The organism is Actinocorallia sp. API 0066 (assembly GCF_020991275.1).
Lineage (GTDB): Bacteria > Actinomycetota > Actinomycetes > Streptosporangiales > Streptosporangiaceae > Actinocorallia.
In genome coordinates this window covers 221261-244211 of the sequence record NZ_JAJLQY010000004.1, presented here as the reverse complement: position 1 = coordinate 244211, position 22951 = coordinate 221261, and the positions used below count along the sequence as shown (strand labels likewise).

At 73.1% G+C, this 22951-nt stretch carries 26 protein-coding genes; 15 read left to right on the top strand and 11 right to left on the bottom strand.

What is annotated here, in order from left to right; translation table 11 throughout:
- Positions 1-33: 33 nt before the first annotated feature.
- Both LO762_RS12065 and LO762_RS12060 read right to left on the bottom strand, forming a co-directional pair.
- Positions 34-1368, bottom strand: coding sequence for an RNA polymerase sigma factor (locus LO762_RS12065; protein WP_230614693.1), 1335 nt, complete (start codon positions 1366-1368; stop codon positions 34-36).
- Between the two features lie 234 nt (positions 1369-1602).
- Positions 1603-2745 (bottom strand): AMP-binding protein, encoded by a 1143-nt coding sequence (locus tag LO762_RS12060; protein WP_230614692.1) that lies wholly within the window; start codon positions 2743-2745, stop codon positions 1603-1605.
- Positions 2746-2802: 57 nt separating this feature from the next.
- On the opposite strand from LO762_RS12060, the gene LO762_RS12055 reads away from it, so the two are divergent.
- The 3 genes from LO762_RS12055 to menD are packed head-to-tail and all read left to right on the top strand — an operon-like array spanning position 2803 to position 6280.
- Positions 2803-3702 carry a 1,4-dihydroxy-2-naphthoyl-CoA synthase gene (locus LO762_RS12055; protein ID WP_230614691.1) on the top strand — a complete coding sequence of 300 codons (900 nt, stop codon included), beginning with the start codon at positions 2803-2805 and terminating at the stop codon, positions 3700-3702.
- Positions 3702-4619: an o-succinylbenzoate synthase gene (locus LO762_RS12050; protein WP_230614690.1), complete on the top strand. Its 918-nt coding sequence runs from the start codon at positions 3702-3704 to the stop codon at positions 4617-4619. The genes LO762_RS12055 and LO762_RS12050 overlap by 1 nt, the downstream gene beginning before the upstream one ends.
- Positions 4616-6280, top strand: coding sequence for a 2-succinyl-5-enolpyruvyl-6-hydroxy-3-cyclohexene-1-carboxylic-acid synthase (menD, locus tag LO762_RS12045; protein WP_230614689.1), 1665 nt, complete (start codon positions 4616-4618; stop codon positions 6278-6280). Before LO762_RS12050 ends, menD begins: the two co-directional genes overlap by 4 nt.
- 168 nt (positions 6281-6448) lie before the next feature.
- On the opposite strand, the gene LO762_RS12040 is transcribed toward menD, so the two are convergent.
- The 3 genes from LO762_RS12040 to LO762_RS33465 form a co-directional block, all read right to left on the bottom strand.
- Positions 6449-6820 (bottom strand): DUF4180 domain-containing protein, encoded by a 372-nt coding sequence (locus LO762_RS12040; protein ID WP_230614688.1) that lies wholly within the window; start codon positions 6818-6820, stop codon positions 6449-6451.
- Between the two features lie 36 nt (positions 6821-6856).
- Positions 6857-7282 (bottom strand): helix-turn-helix domain-containing protein, encoded by a 426-nt coding sequence (locus LO762_RS12035; RefSeq protein WP_230614687.1) that lies wholly within the window; start codon positions 7280-7282, stop codon positions 6857-6859.
- An 85-nt stretch (positions 7283-7367) separates the two neighbouring features.
- Positions 7368-7850 carry a PASTA domain-containing protein gene (locus LO762_RS33465; protein ID WP_230614686.1) on the bottom strand — a complete coding sequence of 161 codons (483 nt, stop codon included), beginning with the start codon at positions 7848-7850 and terminating at the stop codon, positions 7368-7370.
- A 263-nt stretch (positions 7851-8113) separates the two neighbouring features.
- Between LO762_RS33465 and LO762_RS12025 the strand changes: the two genes are divergently transcribed.
- Genes LO762_RS12025 through hypE form a run of 11 tightly spaced genes read left to right on the top strand, consistent with a single transcriptional unit; the run spans position 8114 to position 16918 of the window.
- Complete coding sequence (locus LO762_RS12025; protein WP_230614685.1) at positions 8114-9451, top strand: hypothetical protein; 1338 nt, start codon at positions 8114-8116, stop codon at positions 9449-9451.
- Positions 9448-9960 (top strand): hydrogenase maturation protease, encoded by a 513-nt coding sequence (locus LO762_RS12020; RefSeq protein ID WP_230614684.1) that lies wholly within the window; start codon positions 9448-9450, stop codon positions 9958-9960. The genes LO762_RS12025 and LO762_RS12020 overlap by 4 nt, the downstream gene beginning before the upstream one ends.
- Positions 9953-10309: a hydrogenase/urease maturation nickel metallochaperone HypA gene (locus LO762_RS12015; protein WP_230614683.1), complete on the top strand. Its 357-nt coding sequence runs from the start codon at positions 9953-9955 to the stop codon at positions 10307-10309. The genes LO762_RS12020 and LO762_RS12015 overlap by 8 nt, the downstream gene beginning before the upstream one ends.
- Before the next feature lie 13 nt (positions 10310-10322).
- Entirely contained in the window at positions 10323-11387 is a 1065-nt protein-coding gene (locus tag LO762_RS12010; protein WP_230614682.1) for a hydrogenase expression protein HypE, read from the top strand.
- Between the two features lie 27 nt (positions 11388-11414).
- On the top strand, positions 11415-13211 hold the full coding sequence (locus tag LO762_RS12005) for a nickel-dependent hydrogenase large subunit (protein WP_230614681.1): 1797 nt from the start codon (positions 11415-11417) through the stop codon (positions 13209-13211).
- The gene (locus tag LO762_RS12000; RefSeq protein WP_230614680.1) at positions 13204-13716 is read left to right on the top strand and encodes a NifU family protein; all 513 of its coding nucleotides are present in this window, start codon (positions 13204-13206) and stop codon (positions 13714-13716) included. Before LO762_RS12005 ends, LO762_RS12000 begins: the two co-directional genes overlap by 8 nt.
- Positions 13713-14309: a DUF5947 family protein gene (locus LO762_RS11995; RefSeq protein ID WP_230614679.1), complete on the top strand. Its 597-nt coding sequence runs from the start codon at positions 13713-13715 to the stop codon at positions 14307-14309. Before LO762_RS12000 ends, LO762_RS11995 begins: the two co-directional genes overlap by 4 nt.
- Positions 14288-14398 carry a hypothetical protein gene (locus LO762_RS33890; RefSeq protein ID WP_374201550.1) on the top strand — a complete coding sequence of 37 codons (111 nt, stop codon included), beginning with the start codon at positions 14288-14290 and terminating at the stop codon, positions 14396-14398. The genes LO762_RS11995 and LO762_RS33890 overlap by 22 nt, the downstream gene beginning before the upstream one ends.
- A 15-nt stretch (positions 14399-14413) precedes the next feature.
- Positions 14414-14686: a HypC/HybG/HupF family hydrogenase formation chaperone gene (locus LO762_RS11990; RefSeq protein ID WP_255685625.1), complete on the top strand. Its 273-nt coding sequence runs from the start codon at positions 14414-14416 to the stop codon at positions 14684-14686.
- A gap of 28 nt (positions 14687-14714) precedes the next feature.
- Positions 14715-15842, top strand: coding sequence for a hydrogenase formation protein HypD (hypD, locus tag LO762_RS11985; RefSeq protein WP_230614677.1), 1128 nt, complete (start codon positions 14715-14717; stop codon positions 15840-15842).
- Positions 15839-16918 (top strand): hydrogenase expression/formation protein HypE, encoded by a 1080-nt coding sequence (hypE, locus tag LO762_RS11980; protein ID WP_230614676.1) that lies wholly within the window; start codon positions 15839-15841, stop codon positions 16916-16918. Before hypD ends, hypE begins: the two co-directional genes overlap by 4 nt.
- A gap of 178 nt (positions 16919-17096) precedes the next feature.
- On the opposite strand, the gene hypF is transcribed toward hypE, so the two are convergent.
- The 6 genes from hypF to LO762_RS11950 all read right to left on the bottom strand — a co-directional run bounded on the left by hypF (position 17097) and on the right by LO762_RS11950 (position 22178).
- Complete coding sequence (hypF, locus tag LO762_RS11975) at positions 17097-19379, bottom strand: carbamoyltransferase HypF (protein ID WP_230614675.1); 2283 nt, start codon at positions 19377-19379, stop codon at positions 17097-17099.
- On the bottom strand, positions 19376-20089 hold the full coding sequence (locus LO762_RS11970; protein ID WP_230614674.1) for an SIS domain-containing protein: 714 nt from the start codon (positions 20087-20089) through the stop codon (positions 19376-19378). The genes hypF and LO762_RS11970 overlap by 4 nt, the downstream gene beginning before the upstream one ends.
- Positions 20086-20334, bottom strand: coding sequence for a HypC/HybG/HupF family hydrogenase formation chaperone (locus tag LO762_RS11965; RefSeq protein WP_230614673.1), 249 nt, complete (start codon positions 20332-20334; stop codon positions 20086-20088). Before LO762_RS11965 ends, LO762_RS11970 begins: the two co-directional genes overlap by 4 nt.
- Positions 20331-21044: an SIS domain-containing protein gene (locus tag LO762_RS11960; RefSeq protein WP_230614672.1), complete on the bottom strand. Its 714-nt coding sequence runs from the start codon at positions 21042-21044 to the stop codon at positions 20331-20333. The genes LO762_RS11965 and LO762_RS11960 overlap by 4 nt, the downstream gene beginning before the upstream one ends.
- Before the next feature lies 1 nt (position 21045).
- On the bottom strand, positions 21046-21396 hold the full coding sequence (locus LO762_RS11955; RefSeq protein ID WP_230614671.1) for a helix-turn-helix transcriptional regulator: 351 nt from the start codon (positions 21394-21396) through the stop codon (positions 21046-21048).
- A 107-nt stretch (positions 21397-21503) separates the two neighbouring features.
- Entirely contained in the window at positions 21504-22178 is a 675-nt protein-coding gene (locus LO762_RS11950; RefSeq protein ID WP_230614670.1) for a helix-turn-helix domain-containing protein, read from the bottom strand.
- Between LO762_RS11950 and LO762_RS11945 the strand changes: the two genes are divergently transcribed.
- The gene (locus LO762_RS11945; RefSeq protein ID WP_230614669.1) at positions 22177-22950 is read left to right on the top strand and encodes an AzlC family ABC transporter permease; all 774 of its coding nucleotides are present in this window, start codon (positions 22177-22179) and stop codon (positions 22948-22950) included. The genes LO762_RS11950 and LO762_RS11945 overlap by 2 nt on opposite strands.
- Position 22951: the final 1 nt, after the last annotated feature.

Below are 22951 nucleotides of genomic sequence, written 5' to 3'. Positions count from 1 at the left end.
GCGCGGGGCCCGTCCGGACCGCTCGGGCCTCGCTCAGACGGCGAAGTCCAGGAGCGGCTGGGCGTTGCTGGGGTGCCGCAGCTTGGACAGCGACTCCTTCTCCAACTGGCGGATCCGCTCGCGGGTGAGGCCGAGGTGCTTGCCGATCTCGTCGAGCGTGCGCGGTGTGCCGTCGTACAGCCCGAACCGCATCGACATGATCTTGGCCTCGCGCGGCGACAGCACCGCCAGGGCGCGGCGCAGCTGGTCGGCCATGAGCTGGCGGTCGACCAGCTCGGACGCCTCGACGCTGTCGGTGTCCTCGATGAGGTCGCCGATGCGCGTCTCGCCGTCCTCGCCGATGGTGGAGTCCAGGCTGATCGGCTGGCGGCTCGTGCGCAGCAGCTCCCGCACCTGCTCGGGGCTCTTGCCCATCTCCTCGCCCAGCTCCTCCGGGGTGGGCTCGCGGCCGAGCCGCTGGTGCATGTCCCGCTCGATCCGGCTGAGCTTGGACAGCAGCTCCAGCACGTGGACGGGCAGCCGGATGGTGCGGGCCGAGTCGGCGAAGCCGCGCTGGATCGCCTGGCGGATCCACCACATCGCGTAGGTGGAGAACTTGTAGCCCTTGGTGTAGTCGAACTTCTCCACCGCGCGGATCAGGCCGAGGTTGCCCTCCTGCACGACGTCCAGCAGGGACAGGCCGCGGTCGGAGTACTTCTTGGCGACCGACACCACGAGGCGCAGGTTCGCCTCCAGCATGTGCGCCTTGGCGCGGTTGCCGTCCTCGGCGATCCACTCCAGCTCGGCGCGCCGGCCGGGCGACATGTTCGGCGGGGCCTCCTCCAGCTTGTGCTCGGCGTACAGGCCGGCCTCGATCCGCTTGGCGAGGTCGACCTCCTGTTCGGCCGTGAGCAGCTGACGGCGGCCGATGGCCTTGAGGTAGGTGTGGACGGAGTCGCCCATCACCGAGGTGTTGTCGTCGAGGTCCCTGGTGCTGACCTCCTCGACGCCCTCCTCCTCGGCGTTCGGGTCGAACTCGGAGTCGTCGTCGCCGAGTTCGGCGGCCTTCGCGGCGGTGGTGCCCGCGGCGGGGGCCGTCGCCGTCTTGCGGGTGGTGGTCTTCCGGGTGCGCGTCGCGGTGCCCGCGGCGCGGAGTTTGGGCCCGGCCGGAGCGGGGTCCGAGCCGTCGTCGCCGAGGCGGACGCCGCTGTCGGTGAGCTCCTTGAGCAGGGACCGGCCACGAGTGGCGGAGACACCCGCCTCCTCGAACGCCCGGCGGACCTCGGTGAGCGACAGGTGGCCCCGGGACTTGCCGAGCGCCAACAGCTCCTCAAGGTGGGCCGACGCGCCGTTGTCCGCGGTCGGGGCCGCTGAAGCCTTGCGAGGCATAGGGTCCGACCCTCCCTTCTGCAGGATCCGAATTATGCCTTTTGGGCACGTATCCGAAACGGTGGACCATGTCCAGGATGTTCCCGACCAGCAAAAACGCACAGAAACAGGGGCTTGTGGCCCCGCGCGGACCCGGTCGGTCCTGTCCGGCGTTATCCATAACGTCCGGGTAATACGTATGATTCCCGGGCGCCGCCGGGGGTTCACCGGTGTGGTGGGACTCTCACCGGCGCGTCAGGTGGAGCTGGCGCCGGGGTCAGCCGGACGGCGCAGGGCCGCGCGGTCCGGCTTGCCCGAGGGCAGCAGGGGGAGTTCGGCGCGGATCTCCAGCTCGCGCGGGGCGGCGTGGGCCGGGAGTTCGGCCTTGACGAGATCACGGAGCTCGGCGAGCGTGACGGGCCCGTCGGCGACGACGACGGCCGTCACCCGGGAGCCCCACTCGGGGTCGTCGCGGCCCACCACAACGGCGTCGCGGACCGACGGGTGCGCGGAGACGACGGCGGCGACCTCGCCCGCGACGACCTTCTCGCCGCCGGTGTTGATCACGTCGTCGATCCGGCCACGGACGCGGAGCCTGCCGTCCTCGAAGGCCCCGAGGTCCTGGGTCGCGAACCACCGGCCCGTCCTGGCGGGCCCGAACCGGTAGCCGGAGAACAGGACGGGACCGGCGAGGGTGATCCGGCCGTCGTCGTCCAGGGAGACCTCGACGCCTTCCAGGGGCACCCCGTCGTAGACACAGCCGCCGCTCGTCTCGCTCATCCCGTAGGTGGTGAAGATCCTGGCGCCCCGCGCGCGGGCCTCGGCCAGCAGCGCGGCGGGCGCGGCGGCCCCGCCCAGCAGGATCGAGGCGTAGGACGACAGGTCGGCCCCGACGTCGAGCAGCCGCCGCAACTGGGTGGGGACGAGCGACACGTGCGCCTCGCCCGCCTTGGCGACCTCCATCAGGTCGAACCCAGGGTGGATCACCGGGGGAGTACCGGCCAGCAGCGCCCTGACGAGCACCTGGACGCCCGCGATGTGCGACGTCGGCAGGCAGCACAGCCAGGGGGCGTCCCAGCCGCCCACCCGGGCCAGCGTCGCCCGCGCCGACGACTCCAGCGCGCCCGCCGTCAACTCCACGATCTTCGGCCGCCCGGTGGACCCCGACGTGGCGATCAGGACCGCCGCGTCCGTCGGCGCGGCGTCCGGCAGCGGGTGCACCCCGTGCTCGTCCACGACCGCCTCCGGCCGCGCCGCCTCCAGCAGCCCCCTGAGCGCCGGACCCGGCAGGCCGGGCGCGATCGGCAGCACCGCGGGCCCCGCCCCGTCCAGCGCCCCCGTGAGCGCCTCCAGCAGCCGGGGCCCCGGCGGCAGCACAACCGCACGCAGAGCTCTCATATCGTGATCAGGCTACCTCCGGGCGAAGGCGGGACCAAAAGACGGTTGAATAGGCTCATGGTCTCCGAGATATTCGATCCCACCGCGTGGAAGGAAGTCGACGGGTTCGGCTTCACGGACATCACCTACCACCGGGCGGTGGACCAGGGGACGGTGCGGATCGCCTTCAACCGGCCAGAGGTGCGCAACGCGTTCCGGCCGCACACCGTCGACGAGCTGTACCGGGCGTTCGACCACGCCAGGCTCAGCGCCGACGTCGGGGTGATCCTGCTCACCGGCAACGGGCCGTCCCCCCGCGACGGTGGGTGGGCGTTCTGCTCGGGCGGCGACCAGCGCATCCGCGGCAAGGACGGCTACAAGTACTCGGAGTCCGAGACGGCCGCGGGCATCGACCCCGCCAGGGCGGGCCGCCTCCACATCCTTGAGGTGCAGCGGCTCATCCGGTTCATGGGCAAGGTCGTCATCTGCGTGGTGCCCGGCTGGGCCGCGGGCGGCGGGCACAGCCTGCACGTCGTGTCGGACCTCACCCTCGCTTCGCGCGAGCACGCCCGCTTCAAGCAGACCGACGCGGACGTCGCCAGCTTCGACGGAGGGTTCGGCTCGGCCTACCTGGCCCGTCAGGTCGGCCAGAAGTTCGCGCGCGAGATCTTCTTCCTGGGCGAGACCTACACCGCCGAGGACGCGCACCGGATGGGCATGGTCAACGCCGTCGTGCCGCACGCCGAGCTGGAGAAGACGGCGCTGGAGTGGGCCCGCAAGATCAACGCGAAGTCGCCGACGGCGCAGCGGATGCTGAAGTTCGCGTTCAACCTCATCGACGACGGCCTCGTCGGCCAGCAGGTGTTCGCCGGGGAGGCGACCCGCCTGGCCTACGGGACGAACGAGGCGGCCGAGGGCCGCGACTCGTTCCTGGAGAAGCGGGACCCCGACTGGTCGGCCTACCCCTGGTACGGCTGATGCGCGCCTTCGCCATCCCGATGCGCGTCCGGTTCCGTGGCCTGACGCGCCGGGAGGGCGCCCTGATCCAGGGTCCGGCCGGGTGGGGGGAGTTCTCCCCGTTCGCCGAGTACGGGCCCGCCGAGGCCGCCCGGTGGCTCGCCGCCGCGCGGGAGGCCGCTGACACGGGGTTCCCCGCGCCGGTCCGCGACCGGGTGCCGGTGAACGTCACGGTCCCGGCCGTCGAGCCCGGGCGGGCGTGGGAGATCACCGCCGGGAGCGGCTGCCGCACCGCGAAGGTCAAGGTCGCCGAACGCGGCCAGGCCGATGCTGACGACCTCGCGCGGGTCGAGGCGGTCCGGGACGCGATCGGCCCCGGCGGACGCGTCAGGATCGACGTGAACGGCGCCTGGGACGTCGAGCGGGCGGTCCGGATGGTCAAACTGCTCGACGCGTTCGACCTGGAGTACGTCGAGCAGCCGTGCGCGACGGTCGAGGAGCTGGCGCGGGTGCGGCGCAGGGTCGAGGTGCCCGTCGCCGCCGACGAGTCGATCCGGCGCGCCGACGACCCCTTCCGGGTGGTGGCCGCCGAGGCCGCCGACATCGCCGTGCTCAAGGTGCAGCCGCTCGGCGGCGTCGCGCCCGCGCTGGCGATCGCCGAGGCGATCGGCCTGCCTGTGGTGGTGTCGAGCGCGGTGGAGACGTCGGTGGGGCTCGCGGCGGGCGTCGCGCTGGCGGCGGCCCTGCCCGACCTGCCTTACGCGTGCGGGCTCGCCACGCTCAGCCTGCTCGACGGGGATGTGACCGGCGACCCCCTGGTCGCCGTGGACGGGGAGATCGCCGTCCGCAGGCCCGAGGTCGATCTCGCTGCGCTCGCGCGCTACGAGGTGGACCCGACGGCCTGGCGGCGACGCGCGGAGGAAGCGGGGAGAGCATGAATCCGGCGACGGCGCTGGCGACGGTCCTGGTGGACGAGTTGCTGCGGGGCGGGATGACCGACGCGGTCCTCGCCCCCGGTTCGCGCTCGGCCCCTCTGGCGCTCGCCTTCGACGCCGCCGAGCGCGCCGGAAGGCTGCGCCTGCACGTGCGGGTGGACGAGCGCTCCGCGTCGTTCCTCGCGCTCGGCCTGGCCAAGCGCACGGGCCGTCCCGTGGCGCTCGCCTGCACCTCCGGGACGGCGGCCGCGAACTTCCACCCCGCCGTGATCGAGGCGTCGGAGTCGGCGGTGCCGCTCGTGGTGCTCACCGCCGACCGGCCGCCGGAACTGCGCGGTACCGGCGCGAACCAGACGATCGACCAGGTGAAGCTGTACGGCGGCGCGGTCCGCTGGACCTGTGAGGTCGGCGTGCCTGAGGAGCGTCCGGGGATGGTCGCCTATTGGCGTTCCACCGCGAGCCGCGCTTACGCCGCCGCGCTCTACCCCGACGCGGGGCCCGTGCACCTGAACGTGGCGTTCCGGGAGCCGCTGATCCCGGGCGGCGACGACGGCTGGTGCGAACCGCTGGACGCGGGCGACACCGGGGTGTGGACCAAGGTCCGCGAGAGCGCGCCCGGCTCGGTGCTGCACGTGCCGCCGACCCGGCGCGGCGTGCTCGTCGTCGGGGACGGCGCGGTGAACGTCAAACGGTACGTGGCCGCCGCGTCGATGGCGGGCTGGCCGGTGCTGTCGGAGCCGATCGGCAACGGCAGGTACGGCGACCACGCCATGTCGTCCTACCACTTCCTCCTGGGCGTGCCTGAGTTCATCGAGGCGCACCAGCCCGAGGTCGTCGTGACCCTCGGCAAGCCCGGCCTGTCCAAGCCGCTGCTCGGCATGCTGCGGCGCGCCCAGCGGCACATCGTGGTGACGCCCTCGCTGACCCGCTGGCCCGACCCGGTGCGGTCGGCGACCCAGGTGGCACAGGAGGTGGAGATCCCCGTGGTGTCGGGGGACGACGGCTGGCTGAAGGCGTGGCGCGCGGTGGACCAGGCGGCGGGCGCCGCCGTGGACGACGTCCTGGACGCGGACGACGAGGTCACCGAGCCGCGCCTCGCCCGCGACCTGGCGGCGACGATCCCGGGCGGCTCGCTGCTGCTGACGTCGGCGAGCATGCCGGTCCGCGACCTCGACCAGACGATGCGGCCCCGGCGCGGGCTGCGGATCATGGCGAACCGGGGCGCGTCGGGCATCGACGGGCTCGTCTCGACCGCGATCGGCCTGGCGCTCGGGCACAGCGGCCGCTCCTACGCGCTGCTCGGCGACCTCGCCTTCCTGCACGACCAGAACGGCCTCGTCATCGGGCCGCGCGAGCCACGGCCCGACCTGGCGATCGTCGTGGTGAACAACGACGGCGGCGGGATCTTCTCGCTGCTGCCGCAGGCGTCGCTGCGCGAGCCGTTCGAGCGGGTCTTCGGCACCCCGCACGGGGTGGACCTGGAGCGGATCACCGCCGCGTACGGGCTCCCGTACACCCGGCTGGACTCGGCGTCGGGGCTGGCGCGGGCGCTGTCGGGGGACGGGCTGCGGGTCATCGAGGCCAAGACCGACCGGGAGAAGAACGCGCTGCTCCACGCCCGGATGCGGCAGGCCGCCCACGAGGCGGTCAAGGCAGCCGTCTGACACAGACCGTCTTACTGCGTAAAGGCGGCGGCTTCCCTTGTCCCACAAGGGCTTCCGGGCCCGTGGCGCCCGCCGGGTCCCAGAAACCACGATGTCACCCAGGGCTCCTTTACGTTGCCCTGGGTGACTTCCGTCCCGTGCGGCACGTGTCCGATCCGGCCCGGATGGTCAGCGGGGGAGGAGGCGGGCGCGGAAGGCGTCCTCGTCCGGAAGGAACCAGGTGTGGGCGCCCCGGTTGGCCTCGCCCACGAAGGCCCGTAGCGCGTTGCTGGCCTCCAGATAGGGCGTGAGGTCGCCGACGACGGCCAGCCCGAGGCGGTAGTTGACGAACTTCTGCACGATCTCGCCCGCCTCGCGCGTCGCCAGGTCGAAGAAGGACGGAAGCAGCCGCCCGACCGGCACCACGACCCAGGACGCGCCGGTGGCCCACGCGTCGCCGATGACCTCCGCGACGTCGGCGAACGGCGCGCCCTCGACGGGGCAGAACAGGACGTCCGTGCCGTGCACGTCCACGGCGACGGGGGGAGCGGTCTCGGACATGGGGACTCCTTGTCTTCCCGGTGCCGCGCCGGGCGGTCAGCGGGGGTTGGCGGCCAGCGCCTCGACGAACCTGAGCAGCGCCGCCGTGTCGGCGGGGCCACCGAGGATGAGCACGGTGAGGACGGCCCGGCCCGCGTCGTGCGCCGTCTGGACGCGCAGGGGCGGGCCCTGGAGGTCGCGGCCGGAGACGGAGGCGGTGAGCGCGGCGGTGACGCGGCGCGCCTCCTCGGGGGAGATCCCCTCGATCCGCGCGGTCGCCGACACCTCGACGTGCGGCGTGGGCGCGGGCTCGGGCGCGGTGGGCGTGCCGGTGAAGGCGGCGAGATCGGCCGCGCTCACCCTGTACCGCCTGCCTAGCTGGGCCGCCCGCAGCCGCCCGTCCTTGATGTGCGCCCGCACGGTCTTGACGTGCAGCCCGAGCACCTCGGCGACCTCCTCGACCGAGTAGTACCGCTGCTCCATCCCGCCCCACTCTCTCAGTAGCCCTCAGACTCCCTCAATTACCCTGGGATGTCAAAGTAGGACACTTGAGGGAGTGTGTGAGCCGTCAGTGGCGGTCGTTGTCCCAGCCGCCGCCGTGGCAGCGCCCGGAGACGACGATGGCGACCTCGCCGCCCGCCGTCCACTCGCGGCCGGGGGTGGGGTTCTGGGCGACGACCCGGCCCGAGCGGCCGCGCACGCAGACGGTGCCGTAGCCGAAGCCCGCGGCGGCCAGGCGCGCGGCCGCCTCGTCGACGGAGAGGCCCACCACGTCGGGGACGGTCCTGAGGTTCGGGTCGGGCGGCGGCGGCACGGAGGAGGGCGGTGCGGGCGGCTGCGAGGGCGGGGCCTGCGACGTCGGCGTCTCGGTGGGGGAGGGCGGCGCGACGGGCTTGGGGGACTGCGAGGCGAGCTGCGGGGCCGTGCTCGGCACGATGCTCGTCGTCGCGGTGGCGGCGGCGGGCCGTTCGGGCGCGATGGCGAGGTCCTCGGTGTCGTCGCCGAACCCGGCGACGCCGAAAGCGCCCGCCGTCGCCGCGACGACGGCCACCGCGACGGCGACGTGCCAGGTCTTGCCGCCGATCCGGCGGCGGGCGTGCGCTCCGATGGTGATCTCCCCCTTCGCCGGAAGATCCTAGGGCATTCCGATCAACCCACAGAAGGAGTTCGTTCCTCCACCGACTAGGTGGTTTCCGCACCTAGCGGGCACCGCCACTTACCCGCGTCCCCGGCCACCGGCTAGAACGGAGAACGTCACCCATGGGGACGAACCGGGTACTCATCGTGAGCGCGCGGGGCGGGGAGGGGCGGGGTATGACGACGGAACCGGCGTACGACGCCTTCGGGCCCGTCCGCGCGGTCGCGGACGCGATCCTGTACGAGGGCTACCTCCTGTACCCGTACCGGCGGTCGTCCGGGAAGAACCGGGTGCGCTGGCAGTTCGGCGTGCTCACCCCGCGCGCGTGGACGAGGGCGCGCGGCCCCGACGACACCGGTGTCGCGGGCTCCGCCGAGGGCTGGTGGCAGCGGACGCAGTGCCTGGTGCGGGCCCCGGAGGGCGTCCGCGTGCACGGCGTGCTGCGCTTCCTGCAACTCCAGCGCAAGACCGTCGAGGAGCTTGTCGACGGCCGCTACCGCCCGGCGGAGGATCTCGACGCGGGCGAACGCCGTGAGGTCCCCTTCGACGAGGCGGTGCCCCGCGAGTTCCCCTTCACGTTTGTGCTCGGCTCGGAGGAGACGCTGACGTTCACCGTCCCCGGAGGCCGGGACGCGCAGGAGGTCGCCAGGGCGGACGGCGGCCTTGCCGGACGTGTGGTGCGCACGAGGTGGCGGCTCCAGGCGACCGCGCGGATCAGCGCCGAGCCCGCCGGGGAGGGCCCCGACGGCCCGCTCGCGCGGCTCAGCGTCCGGGTGGAGAACGCCGCCGAAGGGGTCGCGCCCGGAACGCCGCGTGAGGAGGCGCTGCGGTTTTCGCCGCTGGCATGCCACCTGCTTCTGGCCGTGGAGGGCGGAGCTTTCGTCTCGCTTCTCGATCCGCCCGAGTGGGCGGCCCCTGCGGTGCGCGGCTGCGCGAACGTCCATACGTTCCCCGTCCTGGCCGCGCGGGACGACGCGCTCGTCCTGTCGTCGCCGATCCTGCTGTACGACCACCCGAAGGTGGCGCCGGAGAGCCCCGGCGACCTGCACGACTCCGGCGAGATCGACGAGATCCTGTCGCTGCGCACGCTCACCCTGACCGACGCCGAGAAGCGCGAGGCGCGCGCCACCGACGCGCGGGCCGCCGCGATCCTGGACCGGGTGGACGCGATGCCGCCCGAGGTGTTCGAGCGGCTGCACGGCGCGCTCCGCGCGCTGGAGCGGCCGGAGCAGCCGGAGGCCGACGCGTCCGTCGTCGTCGCGGGCGTCCGGCTGACGGCGGGCAGCCGGGTGCGGCTGCGTCCGCGCCGCCGGGGCACCGACCCGCAGGACAGGTTCCTGGAGGGCCGCACCGCGCGGGTGGAGAAGGTACTGGCCGACATGGACGACGCCACCCATCTGGCCGTCACCCTGGAGGACGACCCAGCCGCCGACCTCGATCGCTGGTACGGCAGGTTCCGCTACTTCGCCCCCGACGAGGTCGAACCCCTCGCGCAGGGCGAGGCCGCCCGATGAGCGCGTCACGCCGCGTCCTGGTGGCGGGCATAGGCAACGTCTTCCTGGGCGACGACGGGTTCGGCGTCGACGTGCTGCGCGGGATCGACCCGGCCACCCTGCCGGAAGGTGTCCGCGCCGTGGACTACGGCATCAGAGGCGTCCACCTCGCTTACGAACTCCTGGAAGGCACCACGGACACCCTCGTCATGGTCGACGCCGTGCCGCTGGAAGGCCCGCCCGGAACCCTCGCCGTCCTTGAGGTCGGCGCCGACGACCTGGGCGCGGACGACGACGCGGCGGTGGACGCGCACGGCATGCATCCGCTCGCCGTGCTGCGGCTGCTGCGCAGGCTCGGCGGCGAGGTGGACCGGGTCCTTGTGGTCGGCTGCCGCCCGGCGTCGCTGGAGGAGGGCATGGGCTTGTCCGAGCCCGTGCGGGCGGCGGTGGACGAGGCGGTCCGCCTGGTAGGTGACGTGGCCCGCGCCGAAGCGGCGCGGACGGAACGAGAGGAACCGGCCGGTGCATGAACTGGGACTGTGCGAGGGGATCGTCGAGGCGGCGCTGAAGCGCGCGGGCGACCGGAGGGTGCGCGCGGTGCGGGTGCGCGTCACCGGCCATCCGGTGGACCCCGCCGTGATCGAGCAGGGCTTCCGCATGGCGGCGGCCGGGACACTCGCCGCCGACGCGTCGGTGGAGCTGGTGCAGGAGCTCGCCGAGGTGCGCTGCCGCGCCTGCGGCACCGAGGGCAGGGCCGACGGCGCGCTGGGCCTGACCGCCTGCGCGCACTGCGGCGCGCTGGACGTGGAGGCGACCGGGGAGGAGGAGGCGTTCCTGGAGTCGATCACCGTGGACGAGCCCGCCGGGACCGGCGGGTGAGGGGAGGCGTGCCATGAGCACCGCTACGACGCGGGACGAGACGGCCCGCGAGGGGATCAGCGAGATCCACGTGCTGTGGATCTCCGAGGGCATGAGCTGCGACGGCGACACCGTGTCGATCACCGCCGCCGCGCAGCCCGCCATCGAGGACGTCATCACCGGCCTCATCCCGGGACTGCCGAAGGTGCACCTGCACAACAAGGTGCTGTCGCCGACGCTCGGCGGCGAGGAGTTCCTCGGCCCGTTCCGGGCCGCGGCGTCCGACGAGCTCACGCCGTTCATCTTTGTGCTGGAGGGCTCCGTCCCCAACGAGCGGATCAACGGGGACGGCTACTGGACGTCGTTCGGCAACGACCTCGTCACCGGGGAGCCGCTCACCCTCGACCACTGGATCGACGCGCTGGCGCCGCGCGCGTTCGCCGTCGTCGCCGTCGGTACCTGCGCGACGTTCGGCGGCATCCACGCGATGGAGGGCAACCCGACGGGGTCGATGGGCCTCATGGACTACCTGGGCGCCGACTTCCGCTCGGCGGGCGGCCTGCCGATCATCAACATCCCCGGCTGCCCGGTCCAGCCCGACAACTTCATGGAGTCGCTGACCTGGCTGCTCTACTACGCGGCGGGTTCCGCGCCGGTGCCTCCGCTGGACGACCTCGGACGGCCCACGTGGCTGTTCGGGCAGACCGTCCACGACGGATGCGACAGGGCGGCCTCCTACGAGCAGGGAGACTTCGCGCCGGACTACAACTCCTCCAAGTGCCTGGTGCAGGACGGGTGCTGGGGGCCGGTCGTCAACTGCAACGTGCCCAAGCGCGGGTGGATGGCCGGGATCGGGGGCTGCCCGAACGTCGGAGGCATCTGCATCGCCTGCACCATGCCGGGGTTCCCGGACAAGTTCATGCCCTTCATGGACATGCCTCCGGGCGCGTCCCTGTCGTCCACGCTCATCAAGCCGTACGGGGCGTTCATCCGGCGGATGCGCGCGCTCACCAACCACACGGCCAACCGGGAGCCGAAGTGGCGGCACCCGGGCGACAAGCTCACCAGCGGCTACCACCGGCAGGCCACGCGGCACTGAGCCGCCCGACCCACGGAAGGACCACCGATGGCCATCACCGATCCGAGGGCGGCCCGGCAGACCAGGCCGGGCCAGCTCGTGGAGATGTCCTGGGACCCGATCACGCGCATCGTCGGGAACCTCGGCGTCTACACCAAGATCGACTTCGCGAACCGGAGGGTGGCCGAGTGCCACGCGACGTCGTCGATGTTCCGCGGCTACTCGGTCTTCATGCGCGGCAAGGACCCGCGCGACGCCGGGTTCATCACCAGCCGGATCTGCGGGATCTGCGGCGACAACCACACGACGTGCTCGGTGTACGCGCAGAACATGGCCTACGGGATCAAGAACCCGCCGCTCGCCGAGTGGATCATCAACCTCGGCGAGGCCGCCGAGTACATGTTCGACCACACGATCTTCCAGGACAACCTCGTCTTTGTGGACTACTGCGAGGCGATGGTCAAGGACACCAACCCGAGCGTGCTGCGCCGGGCCAGGGAGACCGCCGCGCCGAACTCCGCGATCCACGGATACCGGACGATCGGCGACATCATGGAGGCGTTCAACCCGTTCGAAGGCGAGGTCTACAAGGAGTCGCTGAAGATAAGCCGGGTCACCCGGGAGATGTTCTGCCTCATGGAAGGCAGGCACGTGCACCCGTCGACGGTCTATCCGGGCGGCGTCGGCACCATCCCGAATCCGTCGGTCTTCACCGACTACCTGACGCGGCTGATGCGGGTCGTGGACTTCTTCAAGAAGTCCGTCGCGATGAACGACGACGTCTTCGACTTCTTCTACGAGGCGCTGCCCGGTTACGAGGAGGTCGGCCGTCGAAGGGTCATGCTGGGCTGTTGGGGCTCCTTCCAGGACCCGAACGTCGTCGACTACCGGTACGAGACGATGGACACGTGGGGCAAGGCCATGTACGTCACGCCCGGCGTCGTCGTGGACGGCCAGCTGCTCACGACCAACCTGGTGGACATCAACCTCGGCATCCGCATCCTTCTGGGCAGCTCCTACTACGACGACTGGGAGGGCGGCGAGAAGTTCGTCGACCGCGACCCGCTCGGCAACCCGGTGGACATGCGCCACCCGTGGAACCAGACGACGACCCCCGCGCCGCAGAAGCGCGACTTCGAAGGCAAGTACAGCTGGGTGATGAGCCCCCGCTGGTACGACAAGGCCACCGGCGACCACCTCGCGCTCGACACGGGCGGCGGCGCCTTCGCCCGCCTCTACACGACGGCCCTCGCGGGCATGGTCGACACCCCGTACGTGCGGTCCACCGGTTCCAGCGTCCGGATCTCGCTGCCGCGCGGCACGGAGCTGCCGGAGACGACGCTGGAGTGGCGGATCCCGCTGTGGTCCAACGCGCTTGAGCGGAACCGGGCGCGCTCCTACTTCGTGGCGTACGCGGCCGCGATGGCCGTCCACTTCGTGGAGGAGGCGCTGAAGCTCGTCAAGGCGGGCGACACGAAGGTCTTCGAGCCGTTCAAGGTGCCGGACGAGGCCATCGGCTGCGGCTTCCACGAGGCGGTGCGCGGTGTGCTGTCCCACCACCTCGTGGTGCGCGACGGCAAGATCGCCAACTACCACCCGTACCCGCCGACGCCGTGGAACGGCAGCCCGCGCGACAGCTTCGGCACGCCCGGCCCGTACGAGGACGCCGTCCAGGACATGCCGATCTTCGAGGAGAACGGCCAGGAGGACTTCAGGGGCGTGGACATCATGCGGGCCGTCCGCAGCTTCGACCCGTGCCTGCCCTGCGGCGTCCACATGTACCTCGGCAAGGGCAGGACGCTGAAGAAGACGCACTCGCCGATGTTCGGCGCCACCCATGGGTGAGCGGCTCGACGACGAGGCGGTCGCCGAACGGCTCGCGGGGATCGAGGCGGAGGTCGGCGCGCTGGAGGCGATGCCGGGCGCGACCGCCGCCCGCGCGCTGGACGCCGTCGCCCTCCTCACCCAGGTGTACGGGGAGGCGCTGGCCCGCGTCGTCGACCGGATCGGCGGGGAGCGGGCGCTCTGCGACGCGCTCGCCGCCGACGAGCTCGTCGGGCACCTGCTCGTGCTGCACGGCGTCCACCCCGAGCCGCTGGAGACCCGGATCGAGCGGGCGCTGGCCCGGCTCCGGCCGGTCCTCGGCGGGGCTGAGGCGCGGCTTGAGGGCGTCGCGGGGGACGTCGCGCGGATCCGGCTTAGCGGGGCGCGTGGGTGCGGCAGCGGGCCGCTGGAGGACGTGGTACGGGACGCGGTGCTGGCCACCGCGCCCGAACTCGCGTCGGTCGACCTGCGCAGCGGCGAGCCCGCGTTCGTCCCCGTGGAGGCGCTGCGGGGAGGACCGCCGTGAGCTGGCGGACGCTCGACCGGCTCATGCGCCGGGCCGCCGCGCCGCAGGCCGAGACGTGCGGGCTGTGCGGCACGCCCGTCGGCGCGGAACATCCGCACGTCCTGGACGAGCGGGACGACGGGCTCCTGTGCGCGTGCAGGGCGTGTGTCCTGCTGTTCGGGGAGGGCACCGGGCACTACCGGCCGGTGCCGGAGCGGCGCGTCCGGCTGACCGGGCTGCGCGCCGCCGACCTCGGCGTCCCGGTCGGCCTCGCGTTCTTCACCGTGGGCCACGACGGCGCCGTCACCGCCCGGTATCCCAGCCCGGCCGGGGCCACCGGCTGGGAGGTGGACCCCGAGGCGTGGTCGGCCGCCGTCGCCGCCTGCCCGCCGCTCGCGGGGCTCGCGCCGAGAGTGGAAGCGCTGCTCGTCAACACGCTGCGCGGGGCCGACGAGCAGTGGCTCGTGCCCGTCACCGACTGCCACCGGCTGGTGGCCGTCGTGCGCGGCACCTGGAAGGGCCTGTCCGGGGGCTCCCTGGTCGGGCCGGAGATCGAGGCGTTCTTCACCCGCCTCGGGGAAGGGGGACGGTGGTGCGACGACTCTGGATCGTGATGGCCGCGCTGATGACGGCCGTCGCGCTGACGGTGTTCGTGAAGGAGCTTCCGGCGCTGCGGCGCTACCTCAGGATGAGGCGGATGTGAGAGGCGGCAGAGCCGATGTGCTTGGGCATTCCAGGGGAGATCGTGGAACTCCTGCCGGACCGGGAGGACCTCGCCCTCGTCGAGGTCGCCGGGGTGCGGCGGCCCATCAGCGTGGGGCTGCTCGGCCCGGACGGCGTGCGGCCCGGCGACTGGGTGCTCGTGCACGTCGGCTTCGCCATGTCGAGGATCGACGAGGCGGAGGCGGCCGCGACGCTCAAGCTCCTTGAGGGGCTGGGCCAGGCGTACACCGACGAGCTCGACGCGCTCGCCGAATCCGACATCACCTGACATCTAGGGACCGAGGGGGCGCGGGGGCATGCGGTTCGTCGACGAGTACCGCGACGCGGACAAGGCACGGGCGCTGTCGGGGCGGATCGCCGCGCTGTGCGAACCCGGCAGGCACTACAAGTTCATGGAGGTGTGCGGCGGCCACACCCACACCATCTACAAGCACGGGATCGAAGACCACCTGCCCGAGGCCGTCGAGCTGGTCCACGGGCCCGGCTGCCCGGTGTGCGTCATCCCGATGGGCCGGGTGGACGACGCCATCGCGATCGCCCATGAGCCGGACGTCATCCTCACCTCGTTCGGCGACATGCTGCGGGTGCCCGGAGGCACGGGCTCGTTCCTGGACGCGAAGGCCGAGGGCGCGGACATCCGGATGGTCTACTCGCCGCTGGACGCGCTCAAGATCGCCCGGGAGAACCCGGACCGGCGTGTGGTGTTCATGGCCATCGGATTCGAGACGACCGCGCCGTCCACGGCCGTCACGGTGCTGCGGGCCGCCGCCGAGGGGATCGCCAACTTCTCGGTCTTCTGCAACCACGTCACCATCATTCCGGCGATCAAGGCGATCCTCGACTCGCCGGACCTGCGGCTCGACGGGTTCCTCGGGCCCGGCCACGTCTCGACAGTCATCGGCTGTCGGCCTTACGAGTTCATCGCCGAGCGGTACGGCAGGCCGCTCGTCTGCGCGGGGTTCGAGCCGCTCGACCTGCTGCAATCCGTCGCCATGCTGCTCCAGCAGCTCACGGACGGCCGGTGCGAGGTGGAGAACCAGTACACGCGCGTCGTCCCGTGGGAGGGCAACACACGCGCGCTGGAGGCCATCGCCACGACCATGGAGCTGCGGCCGCACTTCGAGTGGCGCGGCCTCGGCTTCATCTCCCACTCCGCGCTCCGGCTGCGCGACGAGTACGCCGCGCACGACGCCGAGAAGGTGTTCGCGCTGCCCGGCATCCGGGTCGCCGACCCCAAGGCGTGCCAGTGCGGCGAGGTCCTCAAGGGCGTCATCAAGCCGTGGGAGTGCAAGGTGTTCGGCACCGCCTGCACCCCGGAGACACCCATCGGCACGTGCATGGTCTCCTCCGAAGGGGCCTGCGCCGCCTACTACAACTACGGGCGGTTCACCAGGGACCGCGTCCGGGAGGCGACCCACGCATGACCACCGAACAGCAGGTCCTCGACCGGATCGCCCGCGCCCGGCGCCGCGCCCCGAAGGTCCGCGAGGAGCGGATCACGCTCGCGCACGGGGCGGGCGGCAAGGCCACCCAGACCCTTGTGGACGACGTGTTCGTCACCGCCTTCGCCAACCCGGCCCTGGAGGCGCTGGGGGACGGCGCCGTCGTCGCTCTCGGGACGGGCGGGCCGCGCCTGGTCATGACGACGGACTCCTTCGTCGTGTCGCCGGTGTTCTTCCCCGGCGGCGACATCGGGGACCTCGCGGTGAACGGGACGGTCAACGACCTGGCGGTGTCCGGGGCACGGCCGTCGCACCTGTCCGCCGCTTTTGTCCTGGAGGAGGGGTTTCCGGTGGCGGACCTGCGGCGGATCGCCACGTCGATGGGCGAGGCCGCCGCGCGCGCGGGGGTCGCGATCGTGACGGGTGACACGAAGGTCGTCCAGCGGGGCAAGGGCGACGGGTGCTACATCACCACCGCCGGGGTCGGGGTGCTGGACCGGCCGGGCACGTTCGGCCCCGGCGCGGTACGGCCCGGCGACGCGATCCTGGTGTCCGGGCCGATCGGCGAGCACGGCGTCACCATCATGCTCGCGCGCGGTGAACTCGACCTCGCCGCCGACCTCGGCTCCGACACCGCGCCCCTGAACGGGCCCGTCGCGGCGCTGCTCGACGCCGTCCCGGACGGCGTCCGCGTGATGCGCGACGCGACGCGCGGCGGCGTCGCCACCGTCCTCAACGAGATCGCCAGGGCCGCCGGTCTGACGATCACCGTCGACGAACCGGCCGTCCCGGTCCAGCCCCCCGTCGCGGGCGCCTGTGAACTTCTGGGCATCGACCCCCTCTACGTGGCCTGCGAGGGCCGCTTCGTAGCTGTCGTCTCCGCTACCGCCGCCGAAACCGCCCTGACCGCCCTCCGCTCCCACCCCCTCTCCGCCGACGCCACCCAGATAGGCCGGGTGACCGAGGACCCCTCCGCCCTGGTCCTCCTCAACACCACCTTCGGCGGCACCCGAATAGTCGACGTCCTGGTAGGCGACCCCCTCCCCCGAATCTGCTGACGGATCGGCTGCCACGGGAAGCCAGAGGCGCCGGGCGGCCATGACGGCCCGCCCCGGGAAACGCGGCCCCCGAGAGGTCAGGGGCGCGTGGCGGCTACGACTGCCTGGCCCTGGCGACCGGAGCCGTGGATGGGCGGCTGCTACGGCGGCTCGGCCTGCGGAGCGGTGCCATGGGAGGTCAGGCGTGAGCTGCGGCTATGACGGCTTGGCCTAGGGAGAGGCCGCCGTCGTTGGGCGGGACTCTGTGGTGGAGGAGGACGTGGAAGCCGGAGGTTTCCAGGGCGGTCGTGAGGGTGGTGAGGAGGAGGGGGTTCTGGAAGACGCCGCCGGTGAGGGCGGTGGTGGTGAGGCCGGTGCGGGAGCGGAGGGTTCTGGCGGTGGTGAGGACGGCTTCTGCCAGGGCGTTGTGGAAGCGGGCGGCGATGACGGGGGGCGGGGTGGACCTGCGGATGTCGTCGGTGACGGCGCGGATCAGGGGGGCGCAGGAGAGGACCATGGGGTCGCCGTCGGAGATGTCGATGGGGTAGGAGCCGGGCTCCGAGGGGTCGGCGGCGTGTTGGAGGGCGATGGCGGCCTGGCCCTCGTGGCGGACGGTGTCGCGGAGCCCGGCGAGGGCGGCGACGGCGTCGAAGAGACGGCCCGCGCTGGACGTGAGCGGGGCGTGCGTGCCGGAGCGGGCCAGCGACGTCACGGCGGACCAGCGGTCGGCGTGCCGGGCCATGAGGGGCAGCTCGGGGACGTCTCCGGCGTAGGCGGCGTCCAGGTACGCGGCGGCCATGCGCCAGGGCTCGCGGATCGCCGCCGCGCCGCCCGGCATCGGGACGGGCGCGAGATGGGCCGCGCGCCGGTAGCCCGCCGCGTCCGCGACGAGGACCTCGCCGCCCCACAGGGTGCCGTCCGGGCCGTAGCCGAGCCCGTCGAACGCGATCCCGAGGACGGGCCCGGCCACGCCGTTGTCGGCGAGGCACGACACGACGTGGGCGTGGTGGTGCTGCACCCCGACGAGCTCCAGTCCCTCGGCTTCGGCCAGCTCCAGCGCGTACTTCGTGGACAGGTACTCCGGATGCAGGTCGTGCGCGACGACCTCCGGCGAGATCCCGAACAGCCGCCTGTAGCGCGCTATCCCCTGGGCGTAGGCGGTCAGCGTCGCGTGGTTCTCCAGGTCGCCGACGTGTGGGGAGACGAACGCGCGTGAGCCCCGCGCGAGGCAGAAGGTGTTCTTCAGCTCGGGCCCGCACGCGAGGACGGGCCGCGCGAAGGGACGGTGCGTCGTCAGCGGGGCGGGGGCGCTGCCGCGCGAGCGCCGCAAAGGCACCTCCCGGCCTCTGACGAGGCGTACCACCGAGTCGTCGGCGCGCGCGTGGATCGGGCGGTCGTGGGTGAGGAGCGCGTCGGCGAGCGGGCCCAGCCGGGCGAGCGCCGCCTCGTCGTTGTGCTCGATCGGCTCGTCGGAGAGGTTGCCGCTGGTCAGCACGAACGGCGCGGCCACCCGCGCGGCCAGCAGATGGTGCAGCGGCGTGTAGGGCAGCAGGACGCCCAGTTCCGGCGCTCCGGGCGCCACCTCTTCCGCGACCCCGGCGCCGGGCAGCCGGGGGAGCAGCACGATGGGACGGCGCGGGCCGGTGAGCACGGCAGCGGCGGCGTCGTCGATCTCCACGAGCGTCCGGGCCGCCGCCAGGCTCGGCGCCATGACGGCGAACGGCTTCTCCTCGCGCCGCTTGCGCTCCCGGAGACGGGCCACGGCGGGCCCGTCCGAGGCGAGGACCGCAAGGTGATAGCCGCCGAGCCCCTTGATGGCGAGGATCCTGCCTGCGCGCAGCCAGGAGGCAGCCGTCTCCAGGGGGTCGCCTTCGAGGGGCTTGCCTTCGGCGTCCAGGAAGCTGAGGGAGGGGCCGCACGCGGGGCAGCAGACGGGCTGCGCGTGGAAGCGGCGGTCGGCGGGGTCCGCGTACTCACGCGCGCAGTCCGCGCACAGGGCGAAGTCCCGCATCGTCGTATTGGGGCGGTCGTAGGGAACGTCGGTGGTGATCGTGTAGCGGGGGCCGCAGGCGGTGCAGTTGGTGAACGGGTACCCGTGCCGCCGGTCGGCCGGATCGGCCATCTCGCGCAGGCAGTCCGCGCAGGTCGCGGTGTCGGGCGACACCAGGGCCGACCTCGCCTTGCCCGGCGTGCTCGACGTGCTCGGCACGATGGCGAACCCGAGTGTTCCGACCGGTTCGGCGGGGATCGCGACGACCCGTTCGACGACGGCGAGGGGCGGCGCGCACCGGTTGAGGTCGGCGACGAACGCGTCGAGCGGGCCGGGTTCGCCCTCCGCCTCGGCGAACACACCTTCGGCGTCGTTGCCGACAAAACCGGCGATCCCATGCCGTCCGGCGAGTTCGTGCACGAACGGCCGGAACCCGACGCCCTGCACGATCCCCTCCACCCGGATCCGCACCCGGGCCCGCGCCCCCGTCACCCGGCGGCCTCCGGCCCACCCGTCCCGACCCCGTCCGGCACGTCGTCTCCGGGTGCCGTGGCCGAGACGTCGAGGCGGTCGCGGATGAGGGTGCCCAGGACGTGGTACAGGGTCGTCTGTGCCTCCTGGACGCGGTGGACCGAGGAGGACGGGACGACGAACAGGTGGTCCACGACGCCGGGGGCGGCCATCGGGCCGCCGTCGTACCCGGCGAAGCCGACCGTCACCAGGCCGCGCCGGCCCGCCTCCGTGAGGCCGCGCAGCACGTTCGCGGACCCGCCGCTCGTCGAGAACGCCACGGCCACGTCGCCGGGACGGCCCAGCGCCGCGATCTGCCGGGCGAACACCACCTCGTAGCCGACGTCGTTGGCGAGCGCCGTCAGCGCCGCCGTGTCCTGCGCCAGCGCGAGCGCGGGCAGCGGGGGCAGCGGCGGCGGGGGAGCCGCGAGCAGCGTGGTGAACGCCTGCGCGTCCGTGGCGCTCCCGCCGTTCCCGAACGCGAGCAGCCGCCCGCCCTCCTCCAGGGCTGCCGCGACGGCCTCCGCACAACCCACCAGCGCGGAAGCGAACCGCTCCGCCAGCGACGCCCGCAGCGCGGCCGCCTCGGCGGCCTTCTCCGCCGTCGACCGCTCGACGTCCGCCACCAGCGCCTCATCACCCCCTTTCGCCCCCGAGTACAGGAACGGATACAGCGCCTCGACCCCGCTCATCGCGCCTCACCCCCTTCGCTTTCGTTCGGCGGGGTGGTGAGGAGGGCGATGGCCTCCTTGGCGTGCACGAGGACGGTGTCGCCGGGGCGGGCGTCGACGAGGGCCACGCTGATCTCCTCGGGGCCCGCCTCGGTGTCCACGAGGGCGAGGCCGCCGGGGCGGAGTTCACGGACGCGGACCGCGACGGCGGTGTCGGAGCAGGTGACGCAGGTCTCGCCGGCGCAGTGCGCGGCCGGGTCGGTCATGGGGTGTCCTGCCCTTCGAGGAACACGTGCACCAGCTCCCAGAGCACGTGATAGGCGGTGACGTGGATCTCGCGGGCCACGAGCGGGTCGGTGGACGCCGCGGTGAGCACGTGGTCGGCCGCCTCGACCGCGGCGCCGCCCTCGGCGCCGACGAGGGCGACGGTCAGCGCGCCCGCGTCCCGGGCGGCGGCGAGGCAGCGCAGGACGGCCTGGCTCTCGCCGTCCGGCGAGAGGCCGAGCGCGATGTCCCGCCGCCCGACCAGCGGCCGCAGCCGCGCGGCCAGCGCCTCGTGCGGCCCGCGCGCCGCCGCGGCCCCCAGCACCGACGCGTCCGCGTGCAGCGACACCGCGGGCAGCGCCCGCTTCCCCACGATCACCGGATGGGTGAACTCGACGGCGATGTGCGCCGCGTCCGCCGCCGCGAGCCCGTCGCCGAACGCCAGCAGCGTGCCCCCGCGCCGGAACCGCTCGGCCATCGCCCGGCACACCAGCGCCAGCCGCGCCGCGTCCCGCCCCAGCGCCCGCCCCGCCTCCGCCCGCTCCCCGACCAGCTCCCAGACCCGCTCCACCCCGTCCTCGACGGTGTCGGGTGCCCCTAGGCGTGCCCGTTCGTCCTTGATCGTGTTGACCGTGTTGGGCGGCGCACCGGGGCCGGGCCCGTGAGTGACGGGTGGGGGTGTCGGCTGGGCCTTCGGGGTGGGGGCGGGCATGTCAGCGGGTCCGTTCGGTGAGGCCGGAGGCGCGGAACCAGCGGGCCAGGCAGGAGTCGAGGATCTGGCCGAATCCGGCGAGGCGCGGGATCCAGGACTCGAGGTCGGCGAGGCCCTCGGGGGTGAGCTCGTAGCGGCGGCGGGCGGGGCCGTTGTCGGACGCCTCCCAGCTGGAGGTGAGGAGCCTGGTGCGCTCCATGCCGCGCAGCAGCCGGTAGGCGTGGCCGGGCTCGACGTCGGGCACGCCGAGCCGGGAGAGCCGCTCGATCAGCTCGTAGCCGTGGCCGGGCCGCTCGTAGATGAGCAGGAGCAGGAACGGGTGCAGCAGGCTGCGGATCTCGTTGCCCTCCACGGCGCCCCCTCCGGCACGTCCGGCGCGTCCGTCCGGGCGCGGACCGGACGGTGACGACTCTCGGTAGTCGATTTCCTACCTGTCGTCGTCGGGGCTGAAACCCGGCGTCAGCGGTGCTCGATGACCATCACCGCGGCCGTGCCCGCCTCCAGCGCCCGGAACAGGTGCGGGATGTCGCCGGGGTAGGCCGCGTAGTCACCGGGGCCCAGCTCGACCGCCGCGTCGAGCGGCCCGACGAGCGCGCGGCCCGTGCAGAGGACGACGTGTTCGCGCACGCCCGCCTGGTGCGGGGTGGTGGTGACCCGCGCCGCGCCGGGCTCGGCCAGCACGCGGTACACGTCGCGCCGCGCGCCGGGCGGGCAGGGCGACAGCAGGGCGACGCGGTAGGGCGCCTCCTCGGACCTGGTGTAGGCGGCCTCCTCGGCGCGGATCACGTGGACGTCGGGCAGCGGCGGTTCGACCAGCCTGCTGAACGGCACCTCAAGCGCGAGGCTGAGCGCCCACAGCGTCTCCACGCTCGGGTTCCCGGCGCCCGACTCCAGCTGGGAGAGCGTGGACTTGGCGAGTCTGGCGCGCCGGGCGAGCTCGGCGAGGGACAGGCCCGCGCGTTCGCGCTCGCGGCGCAGCGAGGCGGCGATGGTCGTGATGATGTCGGCTGGCTCGCTGATCGTCGGCTCCTCGGTGTCGCCCGGCGCTCGGGGACGCGCTCGGCGCGCGTTCGCCGTGGCGGTCTTCCCGTTCGATTTGACGAACGGCTCGGCGTTGTTCATTCTAGTGGACATGCGTTCGATATGGCGGACGATGGATCGCGGCACGCTCCGCGACATCGGCTTGGTGTGCGTCGCCGACGCCCTGGTCGGGGTGTCCTTCGGTGCGATCGCGCTCGCGGGCGGGATCCCGCTCTGGGTGCCGGTCGTGATGTCGGTGCTGGTGTTCGCCGGGGGCGCCCAGTTCGCCGCGCTGGGCATCGTGCTCGCCGGGGGCGGCGCCGCCACCGCGGTGGTCACCGGCCTCGTGCTCAACGCGCGGCTGCTGCCGTTCGGCCTCGCCGTCGCCGACGTGTACGAGGGCCCGTGGTGGCGGCGGCTGCTGGGCGCCCAGCTCCTCACCGACGAGACGGCCGCGTTCACCTTCCGGCACGAGGACGCCCGGCAGCGCCGCCTGGCCTACTGGGTGTGCGGGATCGCCCTGTTCGTCGTCTGGAACCTGTCGGTCCTCGTCGGCGCGTACGCCGGAAGCGTGCTGGAGGACGTGAACGCGCTCGGCCTCGACGCCGCGTTCCCCGCCGTGCTGCTGGCCCTCATCATGCCCGCGCTCACCGAACGCCGGGTCCGGCTCGCCGCCCTGGCGGGCACCCTGCTGGCGCTCGCCGCCGTCCCGTTCCTGCCCCCCGGCGTACCGGTACTGCTCGCGCTCGCCGCCGCCCTGCCCCTCCTGGCCCACGACGGCCCCAGGGGTGGGCGCTTCCGACGGAGTCGGGGTCGTGAAGTGGCTGCCCCTGGGCCCGATCAAACACAGCCCAGGGCCGATCAGACACAGTCCGGTGTGCCTTGAA

Excerpts from the sequence above, each read along its gene's own strand:
- LO762_RS12055 (WP_230614691.1), top strand. The coding sequence starts at position 2,803 with ATGGTCTCCGAGATATTCGATCCCACCGCGTGGAAGGAAGTCGACGGG.
- LO762_RS12020 (WP_230614684.1), top strand. The coding sequence starts at position 9,448 with ATGAGCGCGTCACGCCGCGTCCTGGTGGCGGGCATAGGCAACGTCTTC.
- menD (WP_230614689.1), top strand. The coding sequence starts at position 4,616 with ATGAATCCGGCGACGGCGCTGGCGACGGTCCTGGTGGACGAGTTGCTG.
- LO762_RS12025 (WP_230614685.1), top strand. The coding sequence starts at position 8,114 with ATGACGACGGAACCGGCGTACGACGCCTTCGGGCCCGTCCGCGCGGTC.
- LO762_RS12000 (WP_230614680.1), top strand. The coding sequence starts at position 13,204 with ATGGGTGAGCGGCTCGACGACGAGGCGGTCGCCGAACGGCTCGCGGGG.
- LO762_RS12040 (WP_230614688.1), bottom strand. The coding sequence starts at position 6,820 with ATGTCCGAGACCGCTCCCCCCGTCGCCGTGGACGTGCACGGCACGGAC.
- LO762_RS11950 (WP_230614670.1), bottom strand. The coding sequence starts at position 22,178 with ATGTCCACTAGAATGAACAACGCCGAGCCGTTCGTCAAATCGAACGGG.
- LO762_RS11965 (WP_230614673.1), bottom strand. The coding sequence starts at position 20,334 with ATGACCGACCCGGCCGCGCACTGCGCCGGCGAGACCTGCGTCACCTGC.
- LO762_RS12065 (WP_230614693.1), bottom strand. The coding sequence starts at position 1,368 with ATGCCTCGCAAGGCTTCAGCGGCCCCGACCGCGGACAACGGCGCGTCG.
- LO762_RS12035 (WP_230614687.1), bottom strand. The coding sequence starts at position 7,282 with ATGGAGCAGCGGTACTACTCGGTCGAGGAGGTCGCCGAGGTGCTCGGG.
- LO762_RS12060 (WP_230614692.1), bottom strand. The coding sequence starts at position 2,745 with ATGAGAGCTCTGCGTGCGGTTGTGCTGCCGCCGGGGCCCCGGCTGCTG.
- LO762_RS11960 (WP_230614672.1), bottom strand. The coding sequence starts at position 21,044 with ATGCCCGCCCCCACCCCGAAGGCCCAGCCGACACCCCCACCCGTCACT.
- LO762_RS12005 (WP_230614681.1), top strand. The coding sequence starts at position 11,415 with ATGGCCATCACCGATCCGAGGGCGGCCCGGCAGACCAGGCCGGGCCAG.
- hypD (WP_230614677.1), top strand. The coding sequence starts at position 14,715 with ATGCGGTTCGTCGACGAGTACCGCGACGCGGACAAGGCACGGGCGCTG.
- LO762_RS11990 (WP_255685625.1), top strand. The coding sequence starts at position 14,414 with ATGTGCTTGGGCATTCCAGGGGAGATCGTGGAACTCCTGCCGGACCGG.
- LO762_RS12050 (WP_230614690.1), top strand. The coding sequence starts at position 3,702 with ATGCGCGCCTTCGCCATCCCGATGCGCGTCCGGTTCCGTGGCCTGACG.
- LO762_RS12010 (WP_230614682.1), top strand. The coding sequence starts at position 10,323 with ATGAGCACCGCTACGACGCGGGACGAGACGGCCCGCGAGGGGATCAGC.
- LO762_RS11945 (WP_230614669.1), top strand. The coding sequence starts at position 22,177 with ATGCGTTCGATATGGCGGACGATGGATCGCGGCACGCTCCGCGACATC.
- LO762_RS11970 (WP_230614674.1), bottom strand. The coding sequence starts at position 20,089 with ATGAGCGGGGTCGAGGCGCTGTATCCGTTCCTGTACTCGGGGGCGAAA.
- hypE (WP_230614676.1), top strand. The coding sequence starts at position 15,839 with ATGACCACCGAACAGCAGGTCCTCGACCGGATCGCCCGCGCCCGGCGC.